Origin of the sequence: Methanothermobacter thermautotrophicus str. Delta H, assembly GCF_000008645.1 — an archaeon.
Lineage (GTDB): Archaea > Methanobacteriota > Methanobacteria > Methanobacteriales > Methanothermobacteraceae > Methanothermobacter > Methanothermobacter thermautotrophicus.
Map to the genome: position 1 here is coordinate 985,435 of NC_000916.1, position 23,196 is coordinate 1,008,630.

Genomic DNA, 23,196 nt, shown 5'->3' on the forward strand with positions numbered 1-23,196 from the left:
CATAATAAATTTCAATCCCATTTTGGTCTGATTTTAACTCGGTGGGGGTAGGTGGGGGTATAATCAGAACAAATATTTCAATCCCATTTTGGTCTGATTTTAACAATATAGTGCAAATGATTCTAGAAAATAGTAAAATAATTTCAATCCCATTTTGGTCTGATTTTAACTAAAATGAAAAAAAGATTCAAAAAAACATGCAAATGATTTCAATCCCATTTTGGTCTGATTTTAACACAAAGTGCCCCGCATGTCGTGAAAAGATGAAGAAAATTTCAATCCCATTTTGGTCTGATTTTAACCGTGGAGGGCCTCGACTACTACAAGGCTATCAGGTTATTTCAATCCCATTTTGGTCTGATTTTAACTGAATCTGACATGAACTGCTATTGCTGTAACCGATATATTTCAATCCCATTTTGGTCTGATTTTAACGCTAAAAAGGAGTACCTGCAACGGAAAGTACCGGTATTTCAATCCCATTTTGGTCTGATTTTAACCTTTTAAATCCTCTAAAAACTGTTCTAAACACCAATCATTTCAATCCCATTTTGGTCTGATTTTAACAACTTCACAGAAAAGCCTCCATGGAGCAAGTGCTCTATTTCAATCCCATTTTGGTCTGATTTTAACAAGAGGTGAAAGATATGAAAATAAAAGTAAAAATAGAATTTCAATCCCATTTTGGTCTGATTTTAACCTCCTCACTACCACTAAGATCATATGCTGCCGCATAAATTTCAATCCCATTTTGGTCTGATTTTAACAGGAGAAACTGGATAGGAGGTGAATGAGATGATTGAATTTCAATCCCATTTTGGTCTGATTTTAACATGTTTTTGAGGTCGTATAGCACTATGATCGCACAAATTTCAATCCCATTTTGGTCTGATTTTAACGATTTTGACGGTGAGTACAATCTCTGCTGTCAGAACTGATTTCAATCCCATTTTGGTCTGATTTTAACAGGTTTATGGGTTCTAAACAATAGAACCCCTGATTAATTTCAATCCCATTTTGGTCTGATTTTAACATAGAATGAAGAGGAAATACAAGAAAACATGCAAATGATTTCAATCCCATTTTGGTCTGATTTTAACGGGTTAATAAAATCGTCGATGATGTTGTAGACAAAATCAATTTCAATCCCATTTTGGTCTGATTTTAACATGGATGAGGAAGGTGACGGCCCTGGGAAGTACAGGGATTTCAATCCCATTTTGGTCTGATTTTAACACATACCCTTCTTCATATAAGAACTGCACATAGTCAATATTTCAATCCCATTTTGGTCTGATTTTAACCGAGAAGGGTGAGGACGTCCTTGAGGGCGCATACGATGTCCTATTTCAATCCCATTTTGGTCTGATTTTAACGCTTAGTCGTTATAATCGAGTCGATAAGATTCTTTGAATTTCAATCCCATTTTGGTCTGATTTTAACCCGTGCTGAGGATGTCTTCGTGTACCCGGTCCTTCTATTTCAATCCCATTTTGGTCTGATTTTAACCTGTAGCGAATTACTCCGCTGAGTTCTCATCCTTTGATATTTCAATCCCATTTTGGTCTGATTTTAACCCATTTTGTTGCCTCATTTAAACTCATCTTTAAAATTATTTCAATCCCATTTTGGTCTGATTTTAACGCAGAGGAAAACGAAGAAAAGGAGAAAATAGAAGCCAATTTCAATCCCATTTTGGTCTGATTTTAACCTATCTAAGTAGTATGAGTCTTCAAAGAGGATATTGAATTTCAATCCCATTTTGGTCTGATTTTAACCAGGCTTAGTGTGGGTTTTATTGAATCTGTACTTATATTTCAATCCCATTTTGGTCTGATTTTAACCCGTGCTGAGGATGTCTTCGTGTACCCGGTCCTTCTATTTCAATCCCATTTTGGTCTGATTTTAACCTGTAGCGAATTACTCCGCTGAGTTCTCATCCTTTGATATTTCAATCCCATTTTGGTCTGATTTTAACCCATTTTGTTGCCTCATTTAAACTCATCTTTAAAATTATTTCAATCCCATTTTGGTCTGATTTTAACGCAGAGGAAAACGAAGAAAAGGAGAAAATAGAAGCCAATTTCAATCCCATTTTGGTCTGATTTTAACCTATCTAAGTAGTATGAGTCTTCAAAGAGGATATTGAATTTCAATCCCATTTTGGTCTGATTTTAACCAGGCTTAGTGTGGGTTTTATTGAATCTGTACTTATATTTCAATCCCATTTTGGTCTGATTTTAACAGGTGAGAAAAAATGAAAGGAAAAGAAGTTGAGAAAATTTCAATCCCATTTTGGTCTGATTTTAACTGGCTTGGCCAGGCTGGGGTCCAGGCCACCCTCATCGCATTTCAATCCCATTTTGGTCTGATTTTAACACTTATTTATCGATAAAGTTCTACTCACATGTTTAGTATTTCAATCCCATTTTGGTCTGATTTTAACGGGGAGGACCTCATAAAATTTTTGGATTAAAATGTGATTTCAATCCCATTTTGGTCTGATTTTAACTTTCCCTGAGATGATGTCCTTGATTGTGCTGCATTTCAATCCCATTTTGGTCTGATTTTAACATATACATCATATATTAATAAAATAAAAAAAATCAATAATTTCAATCCCATTTTGGTCTGATTTTAACGAGTTCATTGTACTCATTGATCGTCTCTTCATCCCCATTTCAATCCCATTTTGGTCTGATTTTAACTGGATTATTGGGACTTACATGCGACAGATTTTTATAATTTCAATCCCATTTTGGTCTGATTTTAACGGATCTGAAAATAAAGAAAGCTTCAAATCAAAAAATAATTTCAATCCCATTTTGGTCTGATTTTAACCTTCTAGCAAGAGACATTGACGATATACACAAGTACATTTCAATCCCATTTTGGTCTGATTTTAACCGGGGAGAGTCTGACATTCTTGAAGTAGAACCTCCCCATTTCAATCCCATTTTGGTCTGATTTTAACTCACACTGTACCCGAACTTCTCCGCGACTTTCTTTAATTTCAATCCCATTTTGGTCTGATTTTAACAGAGGTTATGAAATCAGTAATAGCCTCAAGGAGTAAGATTTCAATCCCATTTTGGTCTGATTTTAACTAAAAGTAACCTATAACAATTACCTATGGCTCATAAATTTCAATCCCATTTTGGTCTGATTTTAACCCTCAGTAATGTAATAATCGATATAGCAAGTTGCGATGATTTCAATCCCATTTTGGTCTGATTTTAACACGTAACAGTATATACTGTCCAAAATGTGCCGCAGAAATTTCAATCCCATTTTGGTCTGATTTTAACCTATAGGGTCATCCTCGAGGACAGCGCCCGCTTGATTTCAATCCCATTTTGGTCTGATTTTAACGGCTCGGCCAGGCAGGGGTGGAAATGGAACTCGTCGATTTCAATCCCATTTTGGTCTGATTTTAACTATGACGCCCTCAAAGTCTTTTTCCCGTGCGGCCTCGATTTCAATCCCATTTTGGTCTGATTTTAACCATGTCATGACCCGTGCCATGATCCGCCGATCAAAAATTTCAATCCCATTTTGGTCTGATTTTAACTCGAATGCCTATTAAGCCTGTATTCAGCATTAGAAGAATTTCAATCCCATTTTGGTCTGATTTTAACAGGCCTGGTTCATGGTCGAGGGTCTCCTTGCTTATATTTCAATCCCATTTTGGTCTGATTTTAACTGTTCACTATTTGGGTCATTTATGGGTACTATTTTGATTTCAATCCCATTTTGGTCTGATTTTAACTATGAGGGCTGTGCATGCACGGATCAGCAAGGAAACAAATTTCAATCCCATTTTGGTCTGATTTTAACTCAGATTCTTTCTGACAATAATATGAGGTGATATAAAATTTCAATCCCATTTTGGTCTGATTTTAACCATATAACGAAATTAAGTCAAATTCGTTTCATTAGTATTTCAATCCCATTTTGGTCTGATTTTAACTCAGGTTGAGGTTTCAGGTTGAGGTTTCAGGTTGATTTCAATCCCATTTTGGTCTGATTTTAACGGATGATCGGGGTGGGTATGTTCATGCATGGAAATCATTTCAATCCCATTTTGGTCTGATTTTAACTGAATACCTGTTCCTCTTCGTATTCCTCATCGCAACATTTCAATCCCATTTTGGTCTGATTTTAACCCTTTTTACTCTGTTTAGCCCTTTTTACTGCACAATATTTCAATCCCATTTTGGTCTGATTTTAACTTACTTTTATAAATAATATCTGAACTTTTTCACCTTATTTCAATCCCATTTTGGTCTGATTTTAACAAGGCGGTTAAGCACACTCAACGCTCTGATTGAGTGTATTTCAATCCCATTTTGGTCTGATTTTAACTCACAGTCAGCTCCACTGAGTCCATGCTTAGAGCCTCATTTCAATCCCATTTTGGTCTGATTTTAACTTAATTCCAATATGGGCCGATATCTGCCCTCTTTTATTTCAATCCCATTTTGGTCTGATTTTAACCCGGAACACCAGGTCCTGGGCTTGTGGGTTCTGCTCGATTTCAATCCCATTTTGGTCTGATTTTAACCATCTGTTTCACCTCTTCTTTTTTTCTTTGTGATTTCAATCCCATTTTGGTCTGATTTTAACTTTATTAATTTAGTATTGGTTGTTTGGTTAATTCATTTCAATCCCATTTTGGTCTGATTTTAACATATATACCATATTGAACATTGATTTTAGCGTTTTTATTTCAATCCCATTTTGGTCTGATTTTAACCCAGCAGAAACAGTAATAGTCAAATATTATAAGCACAATTTCAATCCCATTTTGGTCTGATTTTAACCTTGATAAGGGTAGTAAACGAACCCGATAGTGAATATATTTCAATCCCATTTTGGTCTGATTTTAACCCAAATAAAACGTTAATATCGATTTAATTCCAATAATTTCAATCCCATTTTGGTCTGATTTTAACCGTTTCAACTAATGAAACTGTCTTAAATTGCTTATTTATTTCAATCCCATTTTGGTCTGATTTTAACTCGCAGAACATCATACACATCAGGTAGTCTATACAGTATTTCAATCCCATTTTGGTCTGATTTTAACTGATGGTTTTGATGTTTTGTGTAAAATTCGTGAGATTTCAATCCCATTTTGGTCTGATTTTAACGAAGTCACACTGAATACGAAGAAATACAAGACACAGTATTTCAATCCCATTTTGGTCTGATTTTAACCCGGTCCTTGACGGGAAAATCTACAGGGCCACAATAGATTTCAATCCCATTTTGGTCTGATTTTAACACACAGTACAATTATTCGGAATAATACACGCACAATGATTTCAATCCCATTTTGGTCTGATTTTAACATGAACATGCAGATAAAAGATGATATAATAGAAAAATATTTCAATCCCATTTTGGTCTGATTTTAACAAGTATTTTTCTGAATTCACGGATTGCTTCGCATTTCAATCCCATTTTGGTCTGATTTTAACTATAATCGAATATTGTTGCGTATTGTGTTGTGTTTTTATTTCAATCCCATTTTGGTCTGATTTTAACAGGTTCTTGTGGGTTATTGTTGTCCTAGTCCAGTTTACACATTTCAATCCCATTTTGGTCTGATTTTAACCTAAAGTTTCTCTGTAGTCCACATCCCCTTTTTTCAATTTCAATCCCATTTTGGTCTGATTTTAACTGAGGTGACAAGTATCAGGTTCTCACAGTGTTTCATGATTTCAATCCCATTTTGGTCTGATTTTAACACCGATGGTACCTCAGGATACTATTCCCACCACTCACCATTTCAATCCCATTTTGGTCTGATTTTAACTTGAAGACTCATACTACTTAGACAGTTTTGAATTCGATTTCAATCCCATTTTGGTCTGATTTTAACATCGAGGAATTCTATTTTATCCTCACCAGGATAGCGGATTTCAATCCCATTTTGGTCTGATTTTAACATGTTTTCCGTTATACTATAGTGCGTTTTGGTATTGATTTCAATCCCATTTTGGTCTGATTTTAACCCATACCACACATTTGGATTGTAGGTGGTTGATGTTAATTTCAATCCCATTTTGGTCTGATTTTAACTAGCGGTTAATGTCGTCGATGTCCCTTGTTATTATTTCAATCCCATTTTGGTCTGATTTTAACAGGGCGGATTTTTTCTTCATTTGACCTCTATCGCTTTGAAATTTCTCCTTTCAGACATATAAATTTGTCGATCCCAGAAAATGCATTCTATTTATATGGATAGACGACTTAACAGAAGGTATTAAAATCCATAAATAAGACATTTAAAGTATTTAAATCAATTTAAAAAGAATTTTGGCAGGATAAAAAACCATCAGGTTGATAATAAAACCTTTAATCCTGAAAGAAGCTTAAAATAACATTATGTTATTATAATGGGATGCTGAAAAATGGCTCATAAACGACTGAACGAAAGGACCCCGATTGGATATATGGATTATTTAATCAATTTAAATTGAATTTTAAGATTTTTTAGTGTGATAAAGAATAAATAAAATCTTTAAAATGGTAGCCAAGGTTTCATGAAAAATCTAATTCAACATGACCAAAAAATAAATGTTTTTGGGGACATTTAATTAAAAATAGATGCTTATAAAACCTGAATTTGTCATAAAACCCTCTGGACTTCATTACAAAGAATAAAATGACCACGACGCTTCTTAGCAATATGCAAACCATGGAAGTATAACGTTGGTGAGGTTAACTCATTGCCAAAGAGTCTTTAAATATCGATAATGCCCATTAAAAACAATTAAAGCACCAAAGTTAATAAGAGTTCCTTAGAGACACAATAGAGACACAATAAGGGCAATAGCGACATTAAAACAATTAAAGCACCACAGTTAATCCATGCAATGACTGTGGTGACGGGGGCTTCGCAGACATTAAAACAATTAAAGCACATAGATTGCGGGGGTGGAAACAACCACCCCCAAGGGCTTCGCAGACATTAAAACAATTAAAGCACCAAAGTTCACTTACAGGCAGAGTAGTCTCTAAAAAAGATTATAAGCGGGGAAAGGTTGCATTATCTATTTTTGAATCTATTCTCTCATCGATCATACGTGCATATTCAAGAACCTTATCATAGAACCTCTCGTATTGCTCTCCGTTAACGGATTCAAATCCATGGGCCAGTATTGAATGGTTCCGGATCCTAAGGAGATCCAGTATCTCATTATCCTTACCGAAGGCCCTCCCCACATCATGCCCTTCGCATTCAAGGAGCCTGTATGCATTTTTGAGGGCGAGGTGTTTTTTACCGTCCAGTTTGAGGGCTGCCCTGGTACTCATGGCATATTTATCTGGATTGATACTGTCTGTTTCATCACCGTACTCTTCCTCGATTAATATCTGGGCTATGAGTTCAAGTGCACGGTAAAGCCTCGCAGCTGCATCATCATACCGGCCCTCAGAGGCTCTCCTCCTGGAATTGGCAAGAAGATCCGGAAGGAATGGCCGGTATTTATATTTGCGTCTTCCATTCCTTGAGCTGATTATCTCTCCCAGTATGCTCTTGTTTCTCTTTATAACATCCTCAAGTTCCTCAAGGGAGTTGACCTCATCGCTATTAAGATAATCGAGGGCCTCCTCATGTTCAAAGAGGTCCCAGTGGAGGTACGCCCTTGTGAGTTTGATGTAGGCCTCTTTTCTTTCATGGTTCACCACATCATTTTCAAGTATCTGGAGGGCTGTTTCAAACCTTCCATGGTTGAATAGTTCCTTGAATCGCCTTATATTCAGTTTATCGTATATCTGGTAGGTGTTCTGTTCTATATTAGACTCTGTTCCACTCTGAACTGTCCCATTCCTGTCACGAAACCCTGTTATCACTGAGAGCTCCTTTCTGTAGAGTATCCCCATAACAAAGGCTATAGAGGTCATTGTCTTGGTCCCTGAGGTGTAATCGATTATAACCTCCTGGTCGCCATATATCTTCATCTGCTCCTCAAACTTGTCGAACAATTCTTTGACGCCGTCAATGTCAAGTATCTCAATGAATTTATATTCGGGTAGATCCTTTCCCTGCGCCTCTGCCTCCTCCTTTATGTACTCAACGGTCTTTTTGCTCATCTCTGACCCAAAGAAGACTATTTTATCGGGTCTTTTGTTGGTTATTGATTGGAAGAGTCCATGGGCCAGACTCCTGATGCGGTCCTCTGATGTTCCTGTGCCAGTTCCCACCGTCATGAAGAGTACTCTATCCATTGAAGATCACCTTAACCCAGCCGGGTGGTATTCTGCCATCTATTAGCTTCCTTGTCTTTGGAAACTCATAGGGATAACTTCTTCCCCTGCTGACTTTTCTTATGGATTCATAGGTCCTGTAATCATCCTCCTTGAATCTGAGGCCTATGGTGGTTGCAAGGAAGCCGCTGCCCTGTCCTATCCTCATGAGGGGGTTTTCAGGGGAGTTCCTTTTTTTCAAGTTTTCTGTATATCCTCTCAAGGAAATCCACGCCATACCTTGATGCGAAATCCAGCTCATGTTCTATGTAGTCCCTGCTGAAGGTGTAAAGGGATTCCCTTATGGTTTCAGGGTCAACAAGTTCCCTTTTATTCCGCAACCCGATCCTATCATATACATCGTTATAGGTGAAGTTCATCTCAAATTCCAGTTTTTTTCGTGGTATGAACTCAAGGTAGAGCGGAAACTTCTTATAGCTGTATGATCCGCCTGAGACCGTGAGGACCCTGACCATGTGAAGTGCAGGTGCCTTTGAGGTGTTTGTGTCTGTAACCTCCAGGAACCTCATTATACTTTTCTTTGCAGTATCACGTGGGTCAGATGAGAAGAAACTGTTTATGATTTTATTCGGATCCCCTCGATGTCCCCTGCTGACTTCCTCCGAAATTCTTTCAAGGTCAGAATCCCTCAGGTTTTTATAGAGTAGAGCCGTTCTTATAGATCCCTTGATTGATGAACCCGGAATATATATCTCATCAGAGGTTTTAATGTGCTCATGAACATCCTTTATGTTTGAGCTTTCTGTTTTAAGAAAGCCCCTGTATCTCACAGCCCTCCTTGCAGCTTTTTTAAATTTTTTCATACTGTCAAGCTGGAAATCTTGCGTTGATATGTGATCAACAAGTTCATCCCTTGCATCATCATCAAGTTCACTGTAGAGTTTCGAAACGTCGACCCTCCCAAAAATTGGGACAAGCTTATCCCCTGACTTCGCCTTTCCGGTGTAAAACTCCTGGGGCCCATAGGTTGTGCCGTTGCCTATATGGACCGGTGTTATAACCTCAAGGGTGCATTGCAATTAACCACCACCAATCATGAATTTATATGCAAGGCCATATTCCACTGCAGATCTCCCGGACCTCACCAGGGTTCCATAGTATTCCTTTCCTGTATCATTGAAGGTTGAACCCTCCCTGAAGAACCTTACCTGTTTTCTTATCTCCCCATCGGGCCCCCTTCCCCTGCGGGACCCTAATTCAAACCATGCATCTCTGGTCACAGATTCAAGTTCAGAGGGGGCCGGTATGAACCTTGAAAGGGTTACAAACCTTTCACCTGTATATTCTGGGAGGGGGTTCCTGTCGAATTCGAAGGAGAATGTCCCCTTACCCGTGGATACGTCTGGACCAAGGCCCCTGTCTGCCAGAAATCGGAGGGCTGATTCCAGCCGGGATCTGAATGAAGCATCCCTGAACTTCACAAGGAAGAACCTTCCCATGTTCTCATAGAAAACTCTCCTGAGATGGAATACTCCCTCTGTTCTTCTTTCGATCCTGTTTACAACGTTGTGTGGCTCCTCAAATTCCACTTCACCAAATCTAATATCTTTATCGCCATCGATGAGGAGGCCTCCATATACCCTGTTTTTCTCCATTGAATTAACTATATGCTCCTCATCGGCTTCCCCGGATGCCCATTCAAGGAATAAACCTTCGGGAATGTATGAGACGCCCTTGTATTTCTTGAAGAGGATTGGATCATAGCTCCCTGGCTCGGTGATTATCCTGGGGTAGAAACGAAGCCTTTCATCCGTCTCTATGTAGGGGAAACTTGATGAGATGAGGAATGGAGGGTCCTCCATGAATTGATCCACAACTTCATCCACCTCATCGGGGTAGAGCTGGCTGAAGCTGTAGATGAGAGCACCGAAGATGGTGTCTGAAGATAATGGTGGGAGAGAGGACTCGGGTTTGAGGTATACGAGCATTTTAACTCACTCTGCAGTTGTATTGATATCTGCAAGGGATTCGAAATCCCCCATAGTGCTTTCGCCGGCTTCTCCACGGTAATATTCTACGGGCCTCTCTCTGATTTTTATGTTCTTGAATTCGATCTTACCGTAGCCCCTTGTACCGCTTCCACCAAGGTAGCTGTCCTCAAGGAGTCTGAGTCCCTCAAGTACAATTCTGAGGTTATCACTGTCACCATCATATTCACTCACTATTATCTCAAATCCAAATTTTGATCCCCTTGGAACCCTCTCCTGGTTCCTTGGATTTGCCATTGAGGTTATCCTGTTCAGGTTGTTCTCGTACTTAAGTTCAGCTCCTTCAACCACTTCACTGCTCTCCTTCCACTCCTCCACCGTTTCATCTGTTGGGAAGGCGTCTCTTACTATTATTCTTGTGGGCCCTGAACTGCTACTGCTATCTGTTCTTGTGGGCCCTGAACTGCTACTGCTATCTGCTGCGCTTCCAAATACCCTGCAGATTTCACATTTCCCGCATTTACATGGCCCGCCATTGCTTACACGGTCGAGTTCAAGCTCAAGGAGGGATCTCATCTTACCCTTGATTGATGATCCGGGGATGTAGGGTAGCCTCGTCACCGGATCCCTTATTATGGGGTTATCTGAGCCCCCTATCTCAATGGAGTCCTTGGATACTCCTATGTGGAGTCCTGTTCTGCACAGGATTTCGCCTGTTATAATATAATTTTTCTGGAACCTCATTTAAAACACCATCTTGATTAATAGAACTTAGCTTCTTGGGTTGTAGAACTTATGATAGGCCACTATTGATTCAAGAAAGCGTACAAATACCCTGAAATTTTCGATTTTTTCGTCATCATCTCCCCTGTCAACCTTATCCATCATTTTCTTCATTACCTCATAGAACCCCTCGGGTATGAGGTCCCTTCCCCTTGCATTTGCAAGCTGGGGTTTGAGTAGATAGAAATCCGCCTCTATGCTTTTCCAGGAATCAGCCTTCTTCTCCATGCTCCTTATTGCACTGAAAAATTTTCTGAGCTGTGTTGTCTTCAAATTGTTTGCCCTGGCTATAACATCAGCATATCCACCAGTATCGGCGTATTTCTTCGCCTCCAGATCGCTGAGCTTATCCAGTGCACTTATCTCCTTCTTAACATCCTCAAAAGTTAAATCACTCATGGATATCACCATTTCTTGTTCTTAAGCTGACCCATGACACCGGTATTCTGATCCATGGGATGAACCTGATCCCCTCATTAAAGAGCTCCCTTCTAATTTCCCTGTCAGATATATTTCTCAGTTTATAGACATAGTAGGGGACGTAGTCCTTTATGCGGAGCCTCAGCTCCTGGGATTCGACCCATTCATCGAAATCCCTGATATCTTCATTGAATGATGATTCATGGAGTTTAAGAAGGGAATATACGAAGTTCTTGGACAGTTTTCCATTTCTTTGGAGTTTCTCCAGTCTCATGCCGAATTCAAGGAGTTCATTGAATCCCATGAAATGGTCTGTATCCCACTGTACCGTCTCCCCAAATACAGATATTTTTCCCTTACCAAGGTTCTTGGATAGTTCAAGCTGCTTTTCTGCAATTTCAGCAGCTTTGCCGGCGGGAAACTTATGTCCGCCCATGAATATGCCTGCTGATATCTCAATTGAGGGGTTTTCGCACGTCCATTCCCTGAATTCGTTCCGGAGTCTTCCAGCGAATTCAATTATATCATCGTATGGGCCGAACACAAGGACATCGTCTCCTCCAGAGTAGGTTATGTATATGGTTGGAGTTGACCTTTCTCTGCATTCATCGCAGATTTCAGAGCTGGACGCTGATGATGGGCGGTATACTGTTCCAATTTCGCTTTTTATACTCATAAGTTTATCCCTACACCCATCGCAGGGCTCTCTTATGAAGAAGAACTCGGACGCGACCTGGTTTATGTATCCAAGGAAAAAGAGGTCCATGAAGGAGCTCATTGTCGAGATCCTTGATATTGATCGGTTCTCCAGTCCCTGGCTGAATATCTGTCCAAGGTTATCAACGTCCATCTTCAGGGTGGCCAGTTTACCTGCTCCAATGCTCAGGGATGATATCTCTGTGAAGTCAAGAGCTCTCTTCCTTCCACCATCAACCTCTACAGGCACAGTGTTTCCCATCAGGGTAAATCCAAAGGACACATTTTCATTCTGAATCCTGTCCTGAATTCCAAGGAAGTCTGTGCTGTTCAGCCTCAGCAATTCTATCCTTCCGCCGAAATCTGCCAGATTATCGAGCCTTGAAACAACAGAATCTTCTGTTTCAAAGAAGTATGATATTCCCCCCTCATTGAAATCAGAATCCATGGATCCATGAACCCTTATCATGTAATCTGCATTGGCAGCCCTTGCCCCCAGTTCTTCATGGGATCTGCACGAGCCACAGATGGTTGAAGATGAGGGCAGACCACAGACGGCACATGTTTGAGATGGAGCCTCCTCCTCAAATGTGAAGAACTCGTTGAGGAGTTCCCTGAACTTCGACCTCTTGTTTCTGAGGTTCCTCTGGGCAAGCTTATCCATGATGGCGCCGAAATCCTTAAGTTCATCACCGTTTACCTCGATGTAGGAAAGTGCAAGGTAGAGTTCCGCGTTGAAGGCCCCTATGAATCTCTGGTTAACCTCCCTGGAAACCCTATCAAGGATATCCTTCACTTCCTGAGTATTTGGAAGTATGATTGTGAAGTGTCCACCTCCGCAGAAGAGTATGTTTGGCTGGGATAGTCCTGCCTCAGATATTATCCTGTTTGCAACTGCATCTGTGAGGAGGCTTATGTAGAGGGATCTTCCCCTCAGACGTTTGCTCATACCCTTCTGTGCTTCCTCAGGAGATTTTACACTGGTTATGAAGTTCTGAATCCCTGATAGGTCGCCTGATACAATGAGGTATGGTTTACCCCCATTCCCCTCTTTCCTGTGAAGGTAGAGACATCCTGCCAGGGCTGCTGTCGTCTTGAGGTGGTCGAAGAGGGATATGTCTGGAACGCTCATATAGACTGCTGATGGAATCAGGGATGTGTACTTTTTGAGGAGGTGGTGGAGCGTGCTGACATCAAAGTTTTTGAGTTCAGCCACCTCTGAGGTGAAGAGTTTCCAGAGTCTCCGGTATTCTCTCTCAAGGTTCCAGCCAGCCATAACCTGCCTTTTTATCCTATCTGGTTTTGTTCCTTTAAGATCCGTTGGTATGAGTTCCCGGAGGGGTAGATAGTATTCACCCTCTGCTTTTTCCCTTTCAGGTAGTCTGACCTGGGAGAATACTGATATCAACGGGTGTTCTTTAACCTCCTGTTTTGATTCCGACTTCTCCCTTTCACTTGCTGAATGATGGTCCGCGTCCCTTATTATTCTGGCATATTCAGGATTCATGGAATTTGAAGGCTTGTGATGGTAGAGCACAAGGTCCTCTATATCCTCACCGAGGCCATGGTCAGCCACAAAGCTTGCTGACCATTTACCATGGGCTCCTGATTCCCCAAAATCAGACCTGGTGAGGCCACTATATTTATCACTGTGAGGTGAAGATGTTCTCTGATAAAATTTACCTATGTCATGTAGGAGTGCAGCTAGCTGTATATCCTCAAGATTCATATAGAACACCGGCAATTAATTATTTTAATATGGTTGGAATTATGATTAATATATATGTTATCCTTACAATTGAATGGAAAGATTTATAAATATGAAAATTTGTGGGATGTGATGATGAAGCTGTTCAGAGAATAACATCAAGTGGTGATTTCTCCAGGCCAAGAACATTGCGGTTCATGGCCCTCTCAGACCTGAAGGAGTATATGATAACAGAGTCCCGTTCACGATCGATAATTCTCTCAAGGTTTGTTTCTATGCGCCTAAACTGGCTTTCAGTTACTTCTCCCTCAAATACGGAATTCTGGACCCAGTGAAGTTCTGTCCTTAGATATGACTTCACCCGGTTAACCCTCTCAACCCCCACATCGTATACAATTAGAAGGTACACAGTTACCACCACATCACGAATGGTTCATAACTCTTCTGACCGATTAAATGTTTGATGAGCTTGTATGCCTCCAGCCTTATTAGACGTCTGTATGAAACTTTTCTCCCCAGTTCCCTGTGTTTAACTGTCTTCCCAAGACGTCTGTCATACTCTGCGAGAAATTTCCTTTTACCAGAATTGTTAAGGAGACAATGATTCATTCCATGCTCAAAATCTTCAGCCTTAATCGCTTTTTTCTTGATAAGGGAAATTATCATCCTGTCAATGAGGGTTGGTTTGAATATCTCACTTAGGTCCAGGGCGAGTGAATATCTCCTTTCAAAGGGTTCATGTAAATAGGAGATGGTTGGATTAAGCTGTGTATTGTAAAGTTCAGTTATTACTGTTGAGTAGAGGAGTGAGTTCCCAAAGCTTATCATGGCATTGGTCATATTTTCAGGGGGTCTGCGTGTCCTCTTACCTATCCTGAATCCTTCAGGAAGGATACTGTCAATTGCATTGTAGTAATCTGAACGTATCCTTCCCTCGACATTCATGACATCGGTTACTGAATTTGAGGAGTCCAGATCCATCAGTGTATCAGAAATCCCATTTTCGATGCCATAGTAACTCAGAACCCTCCTCATGTTAAGGGCGGCTCCCCTGACAAATGACCTTGCAAGTTCAATTCTTTTATCATGGTCAATGACATGTTCGGCCTGTTTAATAATTACATCTCCAGATAGAAGCGTCTCGCGGGGGTAGAAACTGCCACTGTAGAAGCCATATCTGTTGAAAAAGTGGATGGGTATGCCTTCCTTTGATAGAAGATTCAGGGCCTGTGACGATATTGTCAGGGCGCCATAGGAGTATATCGAATAAATTTTGTTTATGGGTATTGGTCGCTTTAAATCCTTGTTGATGAAGTATAACGTGTTTTCATTCCTTTTAAGCAAGCCATCTGTTGTTATATAGTAGTTTTTTCTTGTCATGATCATCCCACACTGCTCAAGCCCAGCAGAGTTCAAAGTAAGCGCAGCTTCTGCAGATGGGTTTTCTCTGGGGGGCTGGTGGAGGTCCCATTATTATCCTATCAATTTCATGGATCACTCTACGAAGTTCCTCTTCATCTTCAGCACTAAGTGAAACCTCGGTTCTCTTTTTAAGAGCTGGGTAGTCAATGAATCCCCTGATCTTTTCTATTCCCTTTTCATTTTTTAGGTAGAATAGATAATATAGAAGCTGGAACCTGTGGGCCTCCTCCATGGTCATGCCCTTTTTAACCTCATGGACCTCCAGGTAACCTTTTCTTTTAACAAAATCAGCGGCTATAAGATCATCAATTATCAATTCCTTTTTCTCACGTGTATATGATTCCTCATGTAACAGTTTCCCCAGTTTAACGAGTTCAGACTCCCGTTCCATACTAATATGGTGGGAGAAGAACCATAGCTTGGTTTTGCAGATGAAGTAATAGTTTATCTGCAATCCCCTGACTCTGAGGTTATCCTCTCCGATTATCAAGAAAACCGCCATCTCACACTATGAGTGATGATTCTGTTTCCCCGAAAATGCTGTCAAGTCCAAGTTCTTCTAGGAGCTCCACATCATCATCTTCCATAGATCCCCATACATAGAAACCCTTGAATTCGCCTGTCGTCCTGCTCCAGAAATCACTTTTCTCCTCGTAGAATACCGGCACATTGACTGAGTATTCATAGAGAACCTTCTTGAGGTCCCACATTGTTGTTTTCTCTCCAGTTATTCTCTCTATTTCTCCAAGTATATCCTTCCAAAGCCTGTAATCGCCCTTTATCAGTTCAGCGAAGGTTCTTTCAATTTCGGATTCTGAGTAGCGGAGGACCGCATCTGGAATGAAGACCTTGTAACCTGCCATGTTACGAAACAACCTCTGTGCCTGGGTTCTCTTTTCCACTGTAAAGTAATCAAGGTCAGATATTGTTTCTCTGATCTGGTTCTCATAAATCTCCTTGAGTGTCGATCCGTCAATTTCCTCCTGGAAGACCTCCTCTATCATGGACCTTTCAAGGTTATAGTCAAGAATCTGTCCATCATACCTTTCAAGAATTGCTCTAGTCGCATCCAGGACCTTTTTATCATATATGAGGGATGTTCTTCTATCTGAATCTGTGAAGATTATTATATTGGGATCTCCTGAATCGTAGTCAGCATCACGGTTACGGTGTATCCTTCCCCATCTCTGAATCTGACTGTCTATTGTTGAAATCTCTGTAATCATGAGATCAAAGTCAATGTCAACTGATGCCTCAATTATCTGTGTTGATATAACAGTTAAGCCCCTTTCATCTTGACTCCTTTTTTTTACCTCCCCTATCCTCTGGGACTTCACCTTCTCAAGCAACCTTGAGTGGAGTAGATAAACATCAGGATCGTCCTGATATTCCCTGTAAAGTTCAATTGCCTTCTGAACATTATTGACAACTATCAGAACGTTTTTTTCGGAATTTTCATCAAGTATTTTACCGAGTTTATCTGAAACTTCAAGTTCATCATTAAACAGAGGTTCCTCTATAAGCTGAGGGACATGCCTTTTTAAGTTGAGGTTTTTTATGTCATGTGCACCTGGAATGGCTGCGACATCCATCACCTCAAAGTTCATTGCATCAAGAAAGCTCCTGAAGTAGGGTGGAAGTGTGGCTGTCATTACAAGTATATTCCCATCAACCTCGTTGACCAGCTCGAGGGTTTTGATTATCACAGCAGCCATTTCCTCATTGTAGGTCTGTATTTCATCCAGAATCATCGAAGCGAAGGGATAAACAGATATAACCTTATCAGAACCGAAGTAATTGAGTGATGTTATTAGAACCTGGTCAGGTGTTGTCAGAAGCGCCGGTGACGCCATTAACCTTGCAGAGGTCATCATGGAATCAAGATCCGTCCCCCTGCCAAGTCTTTCCTCCTTCAGGTATTCTATGAATGCAGTTGAATGTAGTATATCGATTTCATCCTCACTGAAATATCCATCAGAGTCCCGGAGTCTCATGAAGATATCGTTGAGGGCGACCCTGAGTGGCAGTGTATAGATGAATTTTCTTCCATGCTTCGCCGCCCATAAAATAGAGAACTCTGTTTTTCCAGAGCCCGTTGGTGCGACAAGAACCATCTTTTTAGGGCCGCCAAGCTCCCCCATCAACCTTATCTGCCATGGTGCCCCACCTATCTTTGAGGTTATTTTCTCATCAATATCCCTGAAAACCTCTTCACTGAATAGTTCAATGTCAACGCCTGCACTGGCAGAATAATCAGCCCTTCGGAGGATCCCTGAGAGAATTAAAATGTCAGCTGATCTCTCTTCAGGTTCATAGAAGGCTGCAAACTCGGATATGTCATCATCATATTCCTTTATCTTCTCTAGGAGAAGCTCTGGCTTTTCGAAGTCCATGTTTGATCTTATTTCATCAGCTGCGGAAATCACAAGATCTGATTCCAGGGAATTCTGAATATAATTGAGTATGTCCTCAATGAAAATTCTCAGAGTCTCTTTTTTCTCAATTATGAAGTTCAGGTAGATTTCAAATGCGTCCCTGTAGGTGAAGATGATCTCCATGAGGTCCTTATCATTCAAGAAGTATTCATTGTAATGGTGGAGGAGTATTGCTGTCCTCATCATTGCATCAAGGTCATCGTTGCCGAGAAGGAATGTGCTCCATATTATGGAAAGTATCTCATGCCGGGGGGACCTTTTAAGGGGTTTAAGTGGTGAGAGGAATTCTTCAAGGACTTCCCATGCTTCTGAATCATCACCCATGAGTTTTTTCTGGAAGTTATAGTCAATCTTTCCCAGGTCATGTATTATGGAGGCCATGGCCAATGCTCTGAATGTCTTCTCTCCAATTTTATAGGAAAATTTTTCCCTGTTTGTTTGATAGAAATTATGGAAATCATCTATGCGCGCCACTGTTTCTTTTAAATGGTCCTTTAAAAGATAGTTTCGCTGATCATTGGATTTAGCCCGTATTATATCGATTAATTCCATCATAGCCACCCGAAATCTGCAGGTATTTTAAAAGTGGATCCATCTTCAAGTTTGTAAATCTCAGTCCTCACGGTGTCATTGAGGAATATGACCTGGTTCATGCCTGTGTATATAACAGTTTGAAATGTGGGAATCCTCTCGGTTGATTCGCCGATTTCCGCCTTGTTTGAGATTATACTTTCGCCATTTCTAAATATGACGCGCTCCGGGATTGAATAAACCGGAAATCTCTCATTTCTTATGGGGAAATGTGTTTTACCGTTACTGAGTTTTATGTATGTGGGGTATGTCATCCAGAGGTTCTTTTTAACCTCCCTTTCAATTACCTCAAAATCCCTGTGAATCCCTCTTATGAATATTATGTCCTCTGACCTCCCTAGGGATAGTGGCTTCGTGGGTTTGCGCAGTGAATCACATACCTCCTCAATTATGTCATCATCCCCTCTCAGGAAGATGTAGTAGTGACCGTTGAAGAGTTCCTGCTGATAGGAAGGACTCCGCTGGGACTTCTTGTTTACACTGTAAAGAGGGTAGCCCTTGTTCCAGAGTTTTAATTTATTATGGTGATACTTCAGGGCGATATCCCCCACTATAAAACTCTGGTAGTTCCAGAAGGTGCTCTCAAAGAGTCCATGTATGCTCACACTGATTTCGCTGATATCCTGGTCATAGTATCTTCCAGTGGCGTTCTGCAGCATTCCGGTCACAGTTGATTTGGGGCTGAGGGGATATGTCTGCGCGTAATCAAATGTGAAGGGGTTTCTGAACTGGGCAAATGGCTGGAATATCTCCACTGCAAGGGTTTCCATCCTAATCCCCTGAACCTTTCCGTAACTCTACAGAAGGGTCTGTGAAAACAGCCACTCTAGATAACTCTCCGTCGTCAAATATCCCTTCGACGAACTCTTCCACCTTATCAACGTCTAAACTTTCAGCTTCAAGGCCTTCCACTTCAAAAACAGGTTTTCTCTGTTTGCTTGTGACGTGCCTGACTTTAAGTATGCGTCCATTATCGGTTTCCTGTTCCTCTATCTCATCATATTCTTCCTCAGTGTATTCATCAAGGAGAACAATTCTGTCCTTGAAGGTCATGTATGGTGAATCCCTGTAGAGTCCCATTACCATGATTTTAGGTGAGAGGTCCTCGTCCCTAGCCTTTATGGATCGTTTAAGGTTCATAACTGTCTTTATAAGGTTCATTATGCGTTTCTTTATCTTTTCATCATCCTTGAGACGGTAACGTATCCTGTAAACCTTATCTATCTTTTCAAAGTCGCATAATTCAACATTTTCTGACTGTAATATCTCTTTCTTGTTCTTTCCCTTCTTCAGCTTAATAAGAAGCCCGTCGCCCTTCAGGCTGGATACCTTCTCAATAGATTCAAGCTTGTATTTACCATCTGCAAGAGTAACGTCACTTTTCTCAGAGATGTAAACCTCAATTTCGCCGATGCTGTCAACATCCACAACTATGGAATACTGATAGAAGGTCTGATGCTCCTCAGCTGTGAAGGGGTTTGGCTTCATCTCACCGTGACGTTTGCGCATACGATTCGCGAGACCTATGTTGGCATTGAAGTGGGCGTCATACATGAATGGTGTCATTGAAACTGCATGCCCCACCTTAACTGGGGCCGTTCTGAAATTCTGGGGTTTTGTCTCAGTTATCAGGTAACCAAAGAGGTCGAACTCAGGGTACTCGAGTATATCTCCTGTAAGGAGGAACTCAGTGGCTGGCTGTATCACTGTACTGTCGCCTTTACCTGATTTAACAAGGTTGTCTGCCTCAGCAAGTTCAAAGAGTCCAAACTTATCTGCAGTGTCCAGCATGCTGTACCTGAGAGCGTACCTACTCACAAGGGTGTATTGGCGACCATCCCACTTTGTTATCTTCTTGAGTTCCTGATAGTTTCCACTTCCCTGGTCATAGTTCAGGGAGTTTCCATAGAACACGAGGTCCATTACAATGTACCTTGACATTTTCATTCACCTTCTCCTGCTGCCATTATTCCGATGATTATTGAGTAAGCGACCTTCTCAAAATTTTCAGGGCTGAGAGGGTAGACCCATTCAAGCTTTCTGCACAGTTTCCTGACGTTTTCATCCCCCTTCCTGGAGTTGAGGGTTCTGAGCAGAAACGAAAAGAAATCTGACTGGTTATTAACCCTCGCTGTGTTGAGCAGTTTATAAACAAGCCTCTGTCTGTAGTTCTCAGACCCGATACTTTCAAATGCAGACCTGGAATACCTCTTTATCTGCCAGTAGTCCCTCTCAGAGAGGAGTTTCATTTTCTTATACATTATCTGCCTCCTAAAAATCCAGTTAGAAGTGCCGCTGCGTAAATATCCCATGTATCATCATTCTGAAGGATCCTGTTAAATAGATAATTTTTGAGGCTGTGAAATGCCGCATTCTCCTGAATAAGAATCTTCAAGAGGTTGTTAACGAAGAGGTACCTGTTGTTCCTCCTAAGGATTGATATTAGCTGATTTATGTTGTTCTCTCTGGTTCCTGGTGGTATGAGCTCCTGAATGTTTCTCCTTGCAGTATTCATTTCCCTGTAGGTCTCCTTTATCCTTAAAACGATTTCATCCATTCTGGCTGAAATTTGAAGTGGATCATTGAAGACCTCCGGTTCTTTACGGGAGAATATCTCAGAATCAATTGCAAGTGAATAAAGGAGGGGCTTGATTCCCATCTGCCCCGTCTTTCTGTTGGCCCTTAGTATGATATGCCTCATTATCAGTGGCTTTAGGGGCTTGTTCTGAATCAGGTTTTCAAGCAGCCATCTGTACTCAGACTGGCTAACATGTAGATTGTAGTTGATTGCATCCCTTATGACATCGTCAAGGAGTATTGACGCATGGATCTTTGAGATTCCTATGTACTCAACATCGACAAATCTCTGGGTCTGACTGTTAACATCCCGGTACTTTATGATATACATGTTCTCAAGGGCCCACGAAGATTTGAGTTCAATGAGTGAATCTATTATCTCCTGCCAGGTAACCCTCATAAGCACACTGTTTTCCTCTATCTTCGACTTTCTGAGTCTTAATTTCTTATTGACCCGGTATGTAATTTCAATGTCATTGGAGTAGAAGAGAACATAGCCTAATCTGTTAAAAAATTCAAAGGCCCTGTCAAATGATATTAGGTATACAAAGAGGTATTTGCTGAAACCTTTGAGGTGCTTGCTTGTTAGGGGCGTATAGTATGTATTCTTTGCCTTTTTGTAGGATGTTAAGAACTTGTTGATTGTTTTATCAACCCTTCTAAGCACATCCAGGTCATCAACTCTGAAGCTTATGATATCAAAGAGGCCCTGTTTCTGTTTCTGATGGGTCGTGGATTGCTGGAAGAATACAAAATTCTTATAGAACTTGTTATCAATGGGGATTCTGTAGAAAGAATCAAGATCCTCCGGGATGCTGCTGGTACCGATGACATCCCGCAGCCACATGCCTTTAAGTAGCTCCCTGAACCTCAACAGATGATCCTTGTAGTCTCTGAATGACTCTGAAAATTCTTCAGAAATTTCCCTGAGATTCTCATCGGGTACTGAAAATATCCTGTCAATGTCATCAAACTTGAAGCCTTTGAATTTACGTTTAAAAATCTCTCCCAGTTCCTCTGAATTATTATCAATTAAATTTTTCTCGAGTTCCTTTACCTTCAGCGCAAGATTCTTCACATCGTCTGGTAATTTATCAGGAACTTTCTTCTTGAATATTGTTGATTCTGTCTTATTTTCAATCCAGAGGTCCATAGCTGCCCTTGTGATGTAACTGTTCCATGTGAACTCAAATATTTCATCTGGTGAATCAAATTCAGAATCGAAAAGTGCTTTTATGAATTCATTTATCAGTTCGCTGGAAACCCTTGATTTGGACTTTCTGTTTATCTCGCTGCACAGGTATGCGAAGGGGAAAAGTCCATAGTAGAGTAGTTTCTCATTTTCTGAAATTTCACGAATTTTATGGATATCAAATCCATAAATGTCCTCGATTATAAATATGAATCCAAGAATACCTGAATCAACGAACCAGTTCCCTGTGAATTCAAGGCCTGAAGTGCGTCTGAATTCGTAGATCATGATGTAACCACCATACCAAAACCCATACTGTTCTTTTCACCAAAGCCACAGTCATATCCAAACTCTATTAAACGGGGATCCCCCTCTACCCTGAACTTCATGTGATAGGCCCTGTGGTATGTCTCAGCGCCCTCCTTGGGTATCATTATCCTTTTCCTCTTTATTGAGCGCTGATAGGGTACCAGTCTGAGGTACTCGTCGCCATCATAGTCACCATAAAACTCCCGGTACTTCCTCACAAGGTTATTCTGCAGGTTCTCATAGAATTTGAGGTCATTGGGGTTAACGTCCCACTGCTTCAGGACCCCATCCTCCTCCCTAACAGTCTTTATTATTATCGGGGAGAGTGTCCTGAACTTCATGTTTCTCCTGAATTCAGGTGGCTCCAGGAACTCCACGTACTCGACGTTTACACTTCTCCTTAGAAAATCAATCTCTGGCCTGTCGATGAATCCCTCCACCAGGCTCTTGATCAGTTCCGTGTTTGGTGATGATATGAAGAAGTGGAATCTGCCGTCCTCTGAGAGAAGAAAGTTCTTGAAGGCCTTCCTGCGGGGTATGCTGATCTGTGAGAAGGTGAAAAACTTGAATCCATCTGCACCATGCAGCTGACTTGCAAGTTCCAGGTCAGCTATCCTGCGGTATATTATCGCGGACAGTACATGGTTGTAGTTGTACTGAATCTTGAATGGCCTAATGTCTGATTTCAGCTCTATCTTGATTCTTAATTCAATACCCCCTACATAATGTCAATGACTAATGTTGACATTATTGTATATAAATTTATCTATTTTTGTTTAGCTAATAATATCTCACAGATAACTCAATTCCCGCATTATTTTAAAAATGTGCTAAACCCTTCAACCTTAAAAAGAATAA

At 40.8% G+C, this 23,196-nt stretch carries 16 protein-coding genes and 1 CRISPR repeat array (1 of these 17 only partly in view); all 16 genes read right to left on the reverse strand.

The window, feature by feature from the left end; all coding sequences use genetic code 11:
- A CRISPR array of direct repeats spans positions 1 to 6,150; the repeat unit is 30 nt; unit sequence ATTTCAATCCCATTTTGGTCTGATTTTAAC; it begins 2,062 nt to the left of the window's first position.
- Positions 6,151 to 7,035: 885 nt separating this feature from the next.
- The 16 genes from MTH_RS05105 to cas6 all read right to left on the reverse strand — a co-directional run bounded on the left by MTH_RS05105 (position 7,036) and on the right by cas6 (position 23,051).
- Positions 7,036 to 8,238, reverse strand: coding sequence for a TIGR02710 family CRISPR-associated CARF protein (locus tag MTH_RS05105; protein ID WP_010876700.1), 1,203 nt, complete (start codon positions 8,236 to 8,238; stop codon positions 7,036 to 7,038).
- A complete protein-coding gene (locus tag MTH_RS05110) occupies positions 8,231 to 8,425 on the reverse strand; it encodes a hypothetical protein (RefSeq protein ID WP_143485769.1) in 195 nt (64 codons plus the stop codon). The genes MTH_RS05105 and MTH_RS05110 overlap by 8 nt, the downstream gene beginning before the upstream one ends.
- A gap of 10 nt (positions 8,426 to 8,435) precedes the next feature.
- Positions 8,436 to 9,296 carry a type III-A CRISPR-associated RAMP protein Csm5 gene (gene csm5 / locus MTH_RS05115; protein WP_010876702.1) on the reverse strand — a complete coding sequence of 287 codons (861 nt, stop codon included), beginning with the start codon at positions 9,294 to 9,296 and terminating at the stop codon, positions 8,436 to 8,438.
- Positions 9,297 to 10,205, reverse strand: coding sequence for a type III-A CRISPR-associated RAMP protein Csm4 (gene csm4 / locus MTH_RS05120; protein WP_010876703.1), 909 nt, complete (start codon positions 10,203 to 10,205; stop codon positions 9,297 to 9,299).
- Between the two features lie 6 nt (positions 10,206 to 10,211).
- Positions 10,212 to 10,949 (reverse strand): type III-A CRISPR-associated RAMP protein Csm3, encoded by a 738-nt coding sequence (gene csm3, locus MTH_RS05125; protein WP_010876704.1) that lies wholly within the window; start codon positions 10,947 to 10,949, stop codon positions 10,212 to 10,214.
- Between the two features lie 27 nt (positions 10,950 to 10,976).
- On the reverse strand, positions 10,977 to 11,387 hold the full coding sequence (gene csm2, locus MTH_RS05130; protein WP_158296332.1) for a type III-A CRISPR-associated protein Csm2: 411 nt from the start codon (positions 11,385 to 11,387) through the stop codon (positions 10,977 to 10,979).
- Positions 11,380 to 13,833, reverse strand: coding sequence for a type III-A CRISPR-associated protein Cas10/Csm1 (gene cas10 / locus MTH_RS05135; RefSeq protein WP_052261170.1), 2,454 nt, complete (start codon positions 13,831 to 13,833; stop codon positions 11,380 to 11,382). Before cas10 ends, csm2 begins: the two co-directional genes overlap by 8 nt.
- A 124-nt stretch (positions 13,834 to 13,957) precedes the next feature.
- On the reverse strand, positions 13,958 to 14,221 hold the full coding sequence (gene cas2, locus MTH_RS05140; RefSeq protein ID WP_048060963.1) for a CRISPR-associated endonuclease Cas2: 264 nt from the start codon (positions 14,219 to 14,221) through the stop codon (positions 13,958 to 13,960).
- A 2-nt stretch (positions 14,222 to 14,223) separates the two neighbouring features.
- Positions 14,224 to 15,192, reverse strand: a complete 969-nt coding sequence (gene cas1b, locus MTH_RS05145; protein WP_048060964.1) for a type I-B CRISPR-associated endonuclease Cas1b — start codon at positions 15,190 to 15,192, stop codon at positions 14,224 to 14,226.
- 16 nt (positions 15,193 to 15,208) lie between these two features.
- Positions 15,209 to 15,736, reverse strand: coding sequence for a CRISPR-associated protein Cas4 (gene cas4, locus MTH_RS05150; protein WP_010876709.1), 528 nt, complete (start codon positions 15,734 to 15,736; stop codon positions 15,209 to 15,211).
- 1 nt (position 15,737) lies between these two features.
- Positions 15,738 to 18,224 (reverse strand): CRISPR-associated helicase/endonuclease Cas3, encoded by a 2,487-nt coding sequence (locus MTH_RS05155; protein ID WP_083750453.1) that lies wholly within the window; start codon positions 18,222 to 18,224, stop codon positions 15,738 to 15,740.
- On the reverse strand, positions 18,221 to 19,030 hold the full coding sequence (gene cas5, locus MTH_RS09390; RefSeq protein WP_010876711.1) for a CRISPR-associated protein Cas5: 810 nt from the start codon (positions 19,028 to 19,030) through the stop codon (positions 18,221 to 18,223). Before cas5 ends, MTH_RS05155 begins: the two co-directional genes overlap by 4 nt.
- 1 nt (position 19,031) lies before the next feature.
- Positions 19,032 to 20,201: a type I-B CRISPR-associated protein Cas7/Cst2/DevR gene (gene cas7i, locus MTH_RS05165; RefSeq protein WP_143485770.1), complete on the reverse strand. Its 1,170-nt coding sequence runs from the start codon at positions 20,199 to 20,201 to the stop codon at positions 19,032 to 19,034.
- 2 nt (positions 20,202 to 20,203) lie between these two features.
- Positions 20,204 to 20,521, reverse strand: coding sequence for a hypothetical protein (locus MTH_RS05170; RefSeq protein ID WP_010876713.1), 318 nt, complete (start codon positions 20,519 to 20,521; stop codon positions 20,204 to 20,206).
- On the reverse strand, positions 20,521 to 22,317 hold the full coding sequence (locus MTH_RS05175; protein WP_010876714.1) for a hypothetical protein: 1,797 nt from the start codon (positions 22,315 to 22,317) through the stop codon (positions 20,521 to 20,523). The genes MTH_RS05170 and MTH_RS05175 overlap by 1 nt, the downstream gene beginning before the upstream one ends.
- Complete coding sequence (cas6, locus tag MTH_RS09395; RefSeq protein ID WP_048060966.1) at positions 22,314 to 23,051, reverse strand: CRISPR-associated endoribonuclease Cas6; 738 nt, start codon at positions 23,049 to 23,051, stop codon at positions 22,314 to 22,316. The genes MTH_RS05175 and cas6 overlap by 4 nt, the downstream gene beginning before the upstream one ends.
- Positions 23,052 to 23,196: the final 145 nt, after the last annotated feature.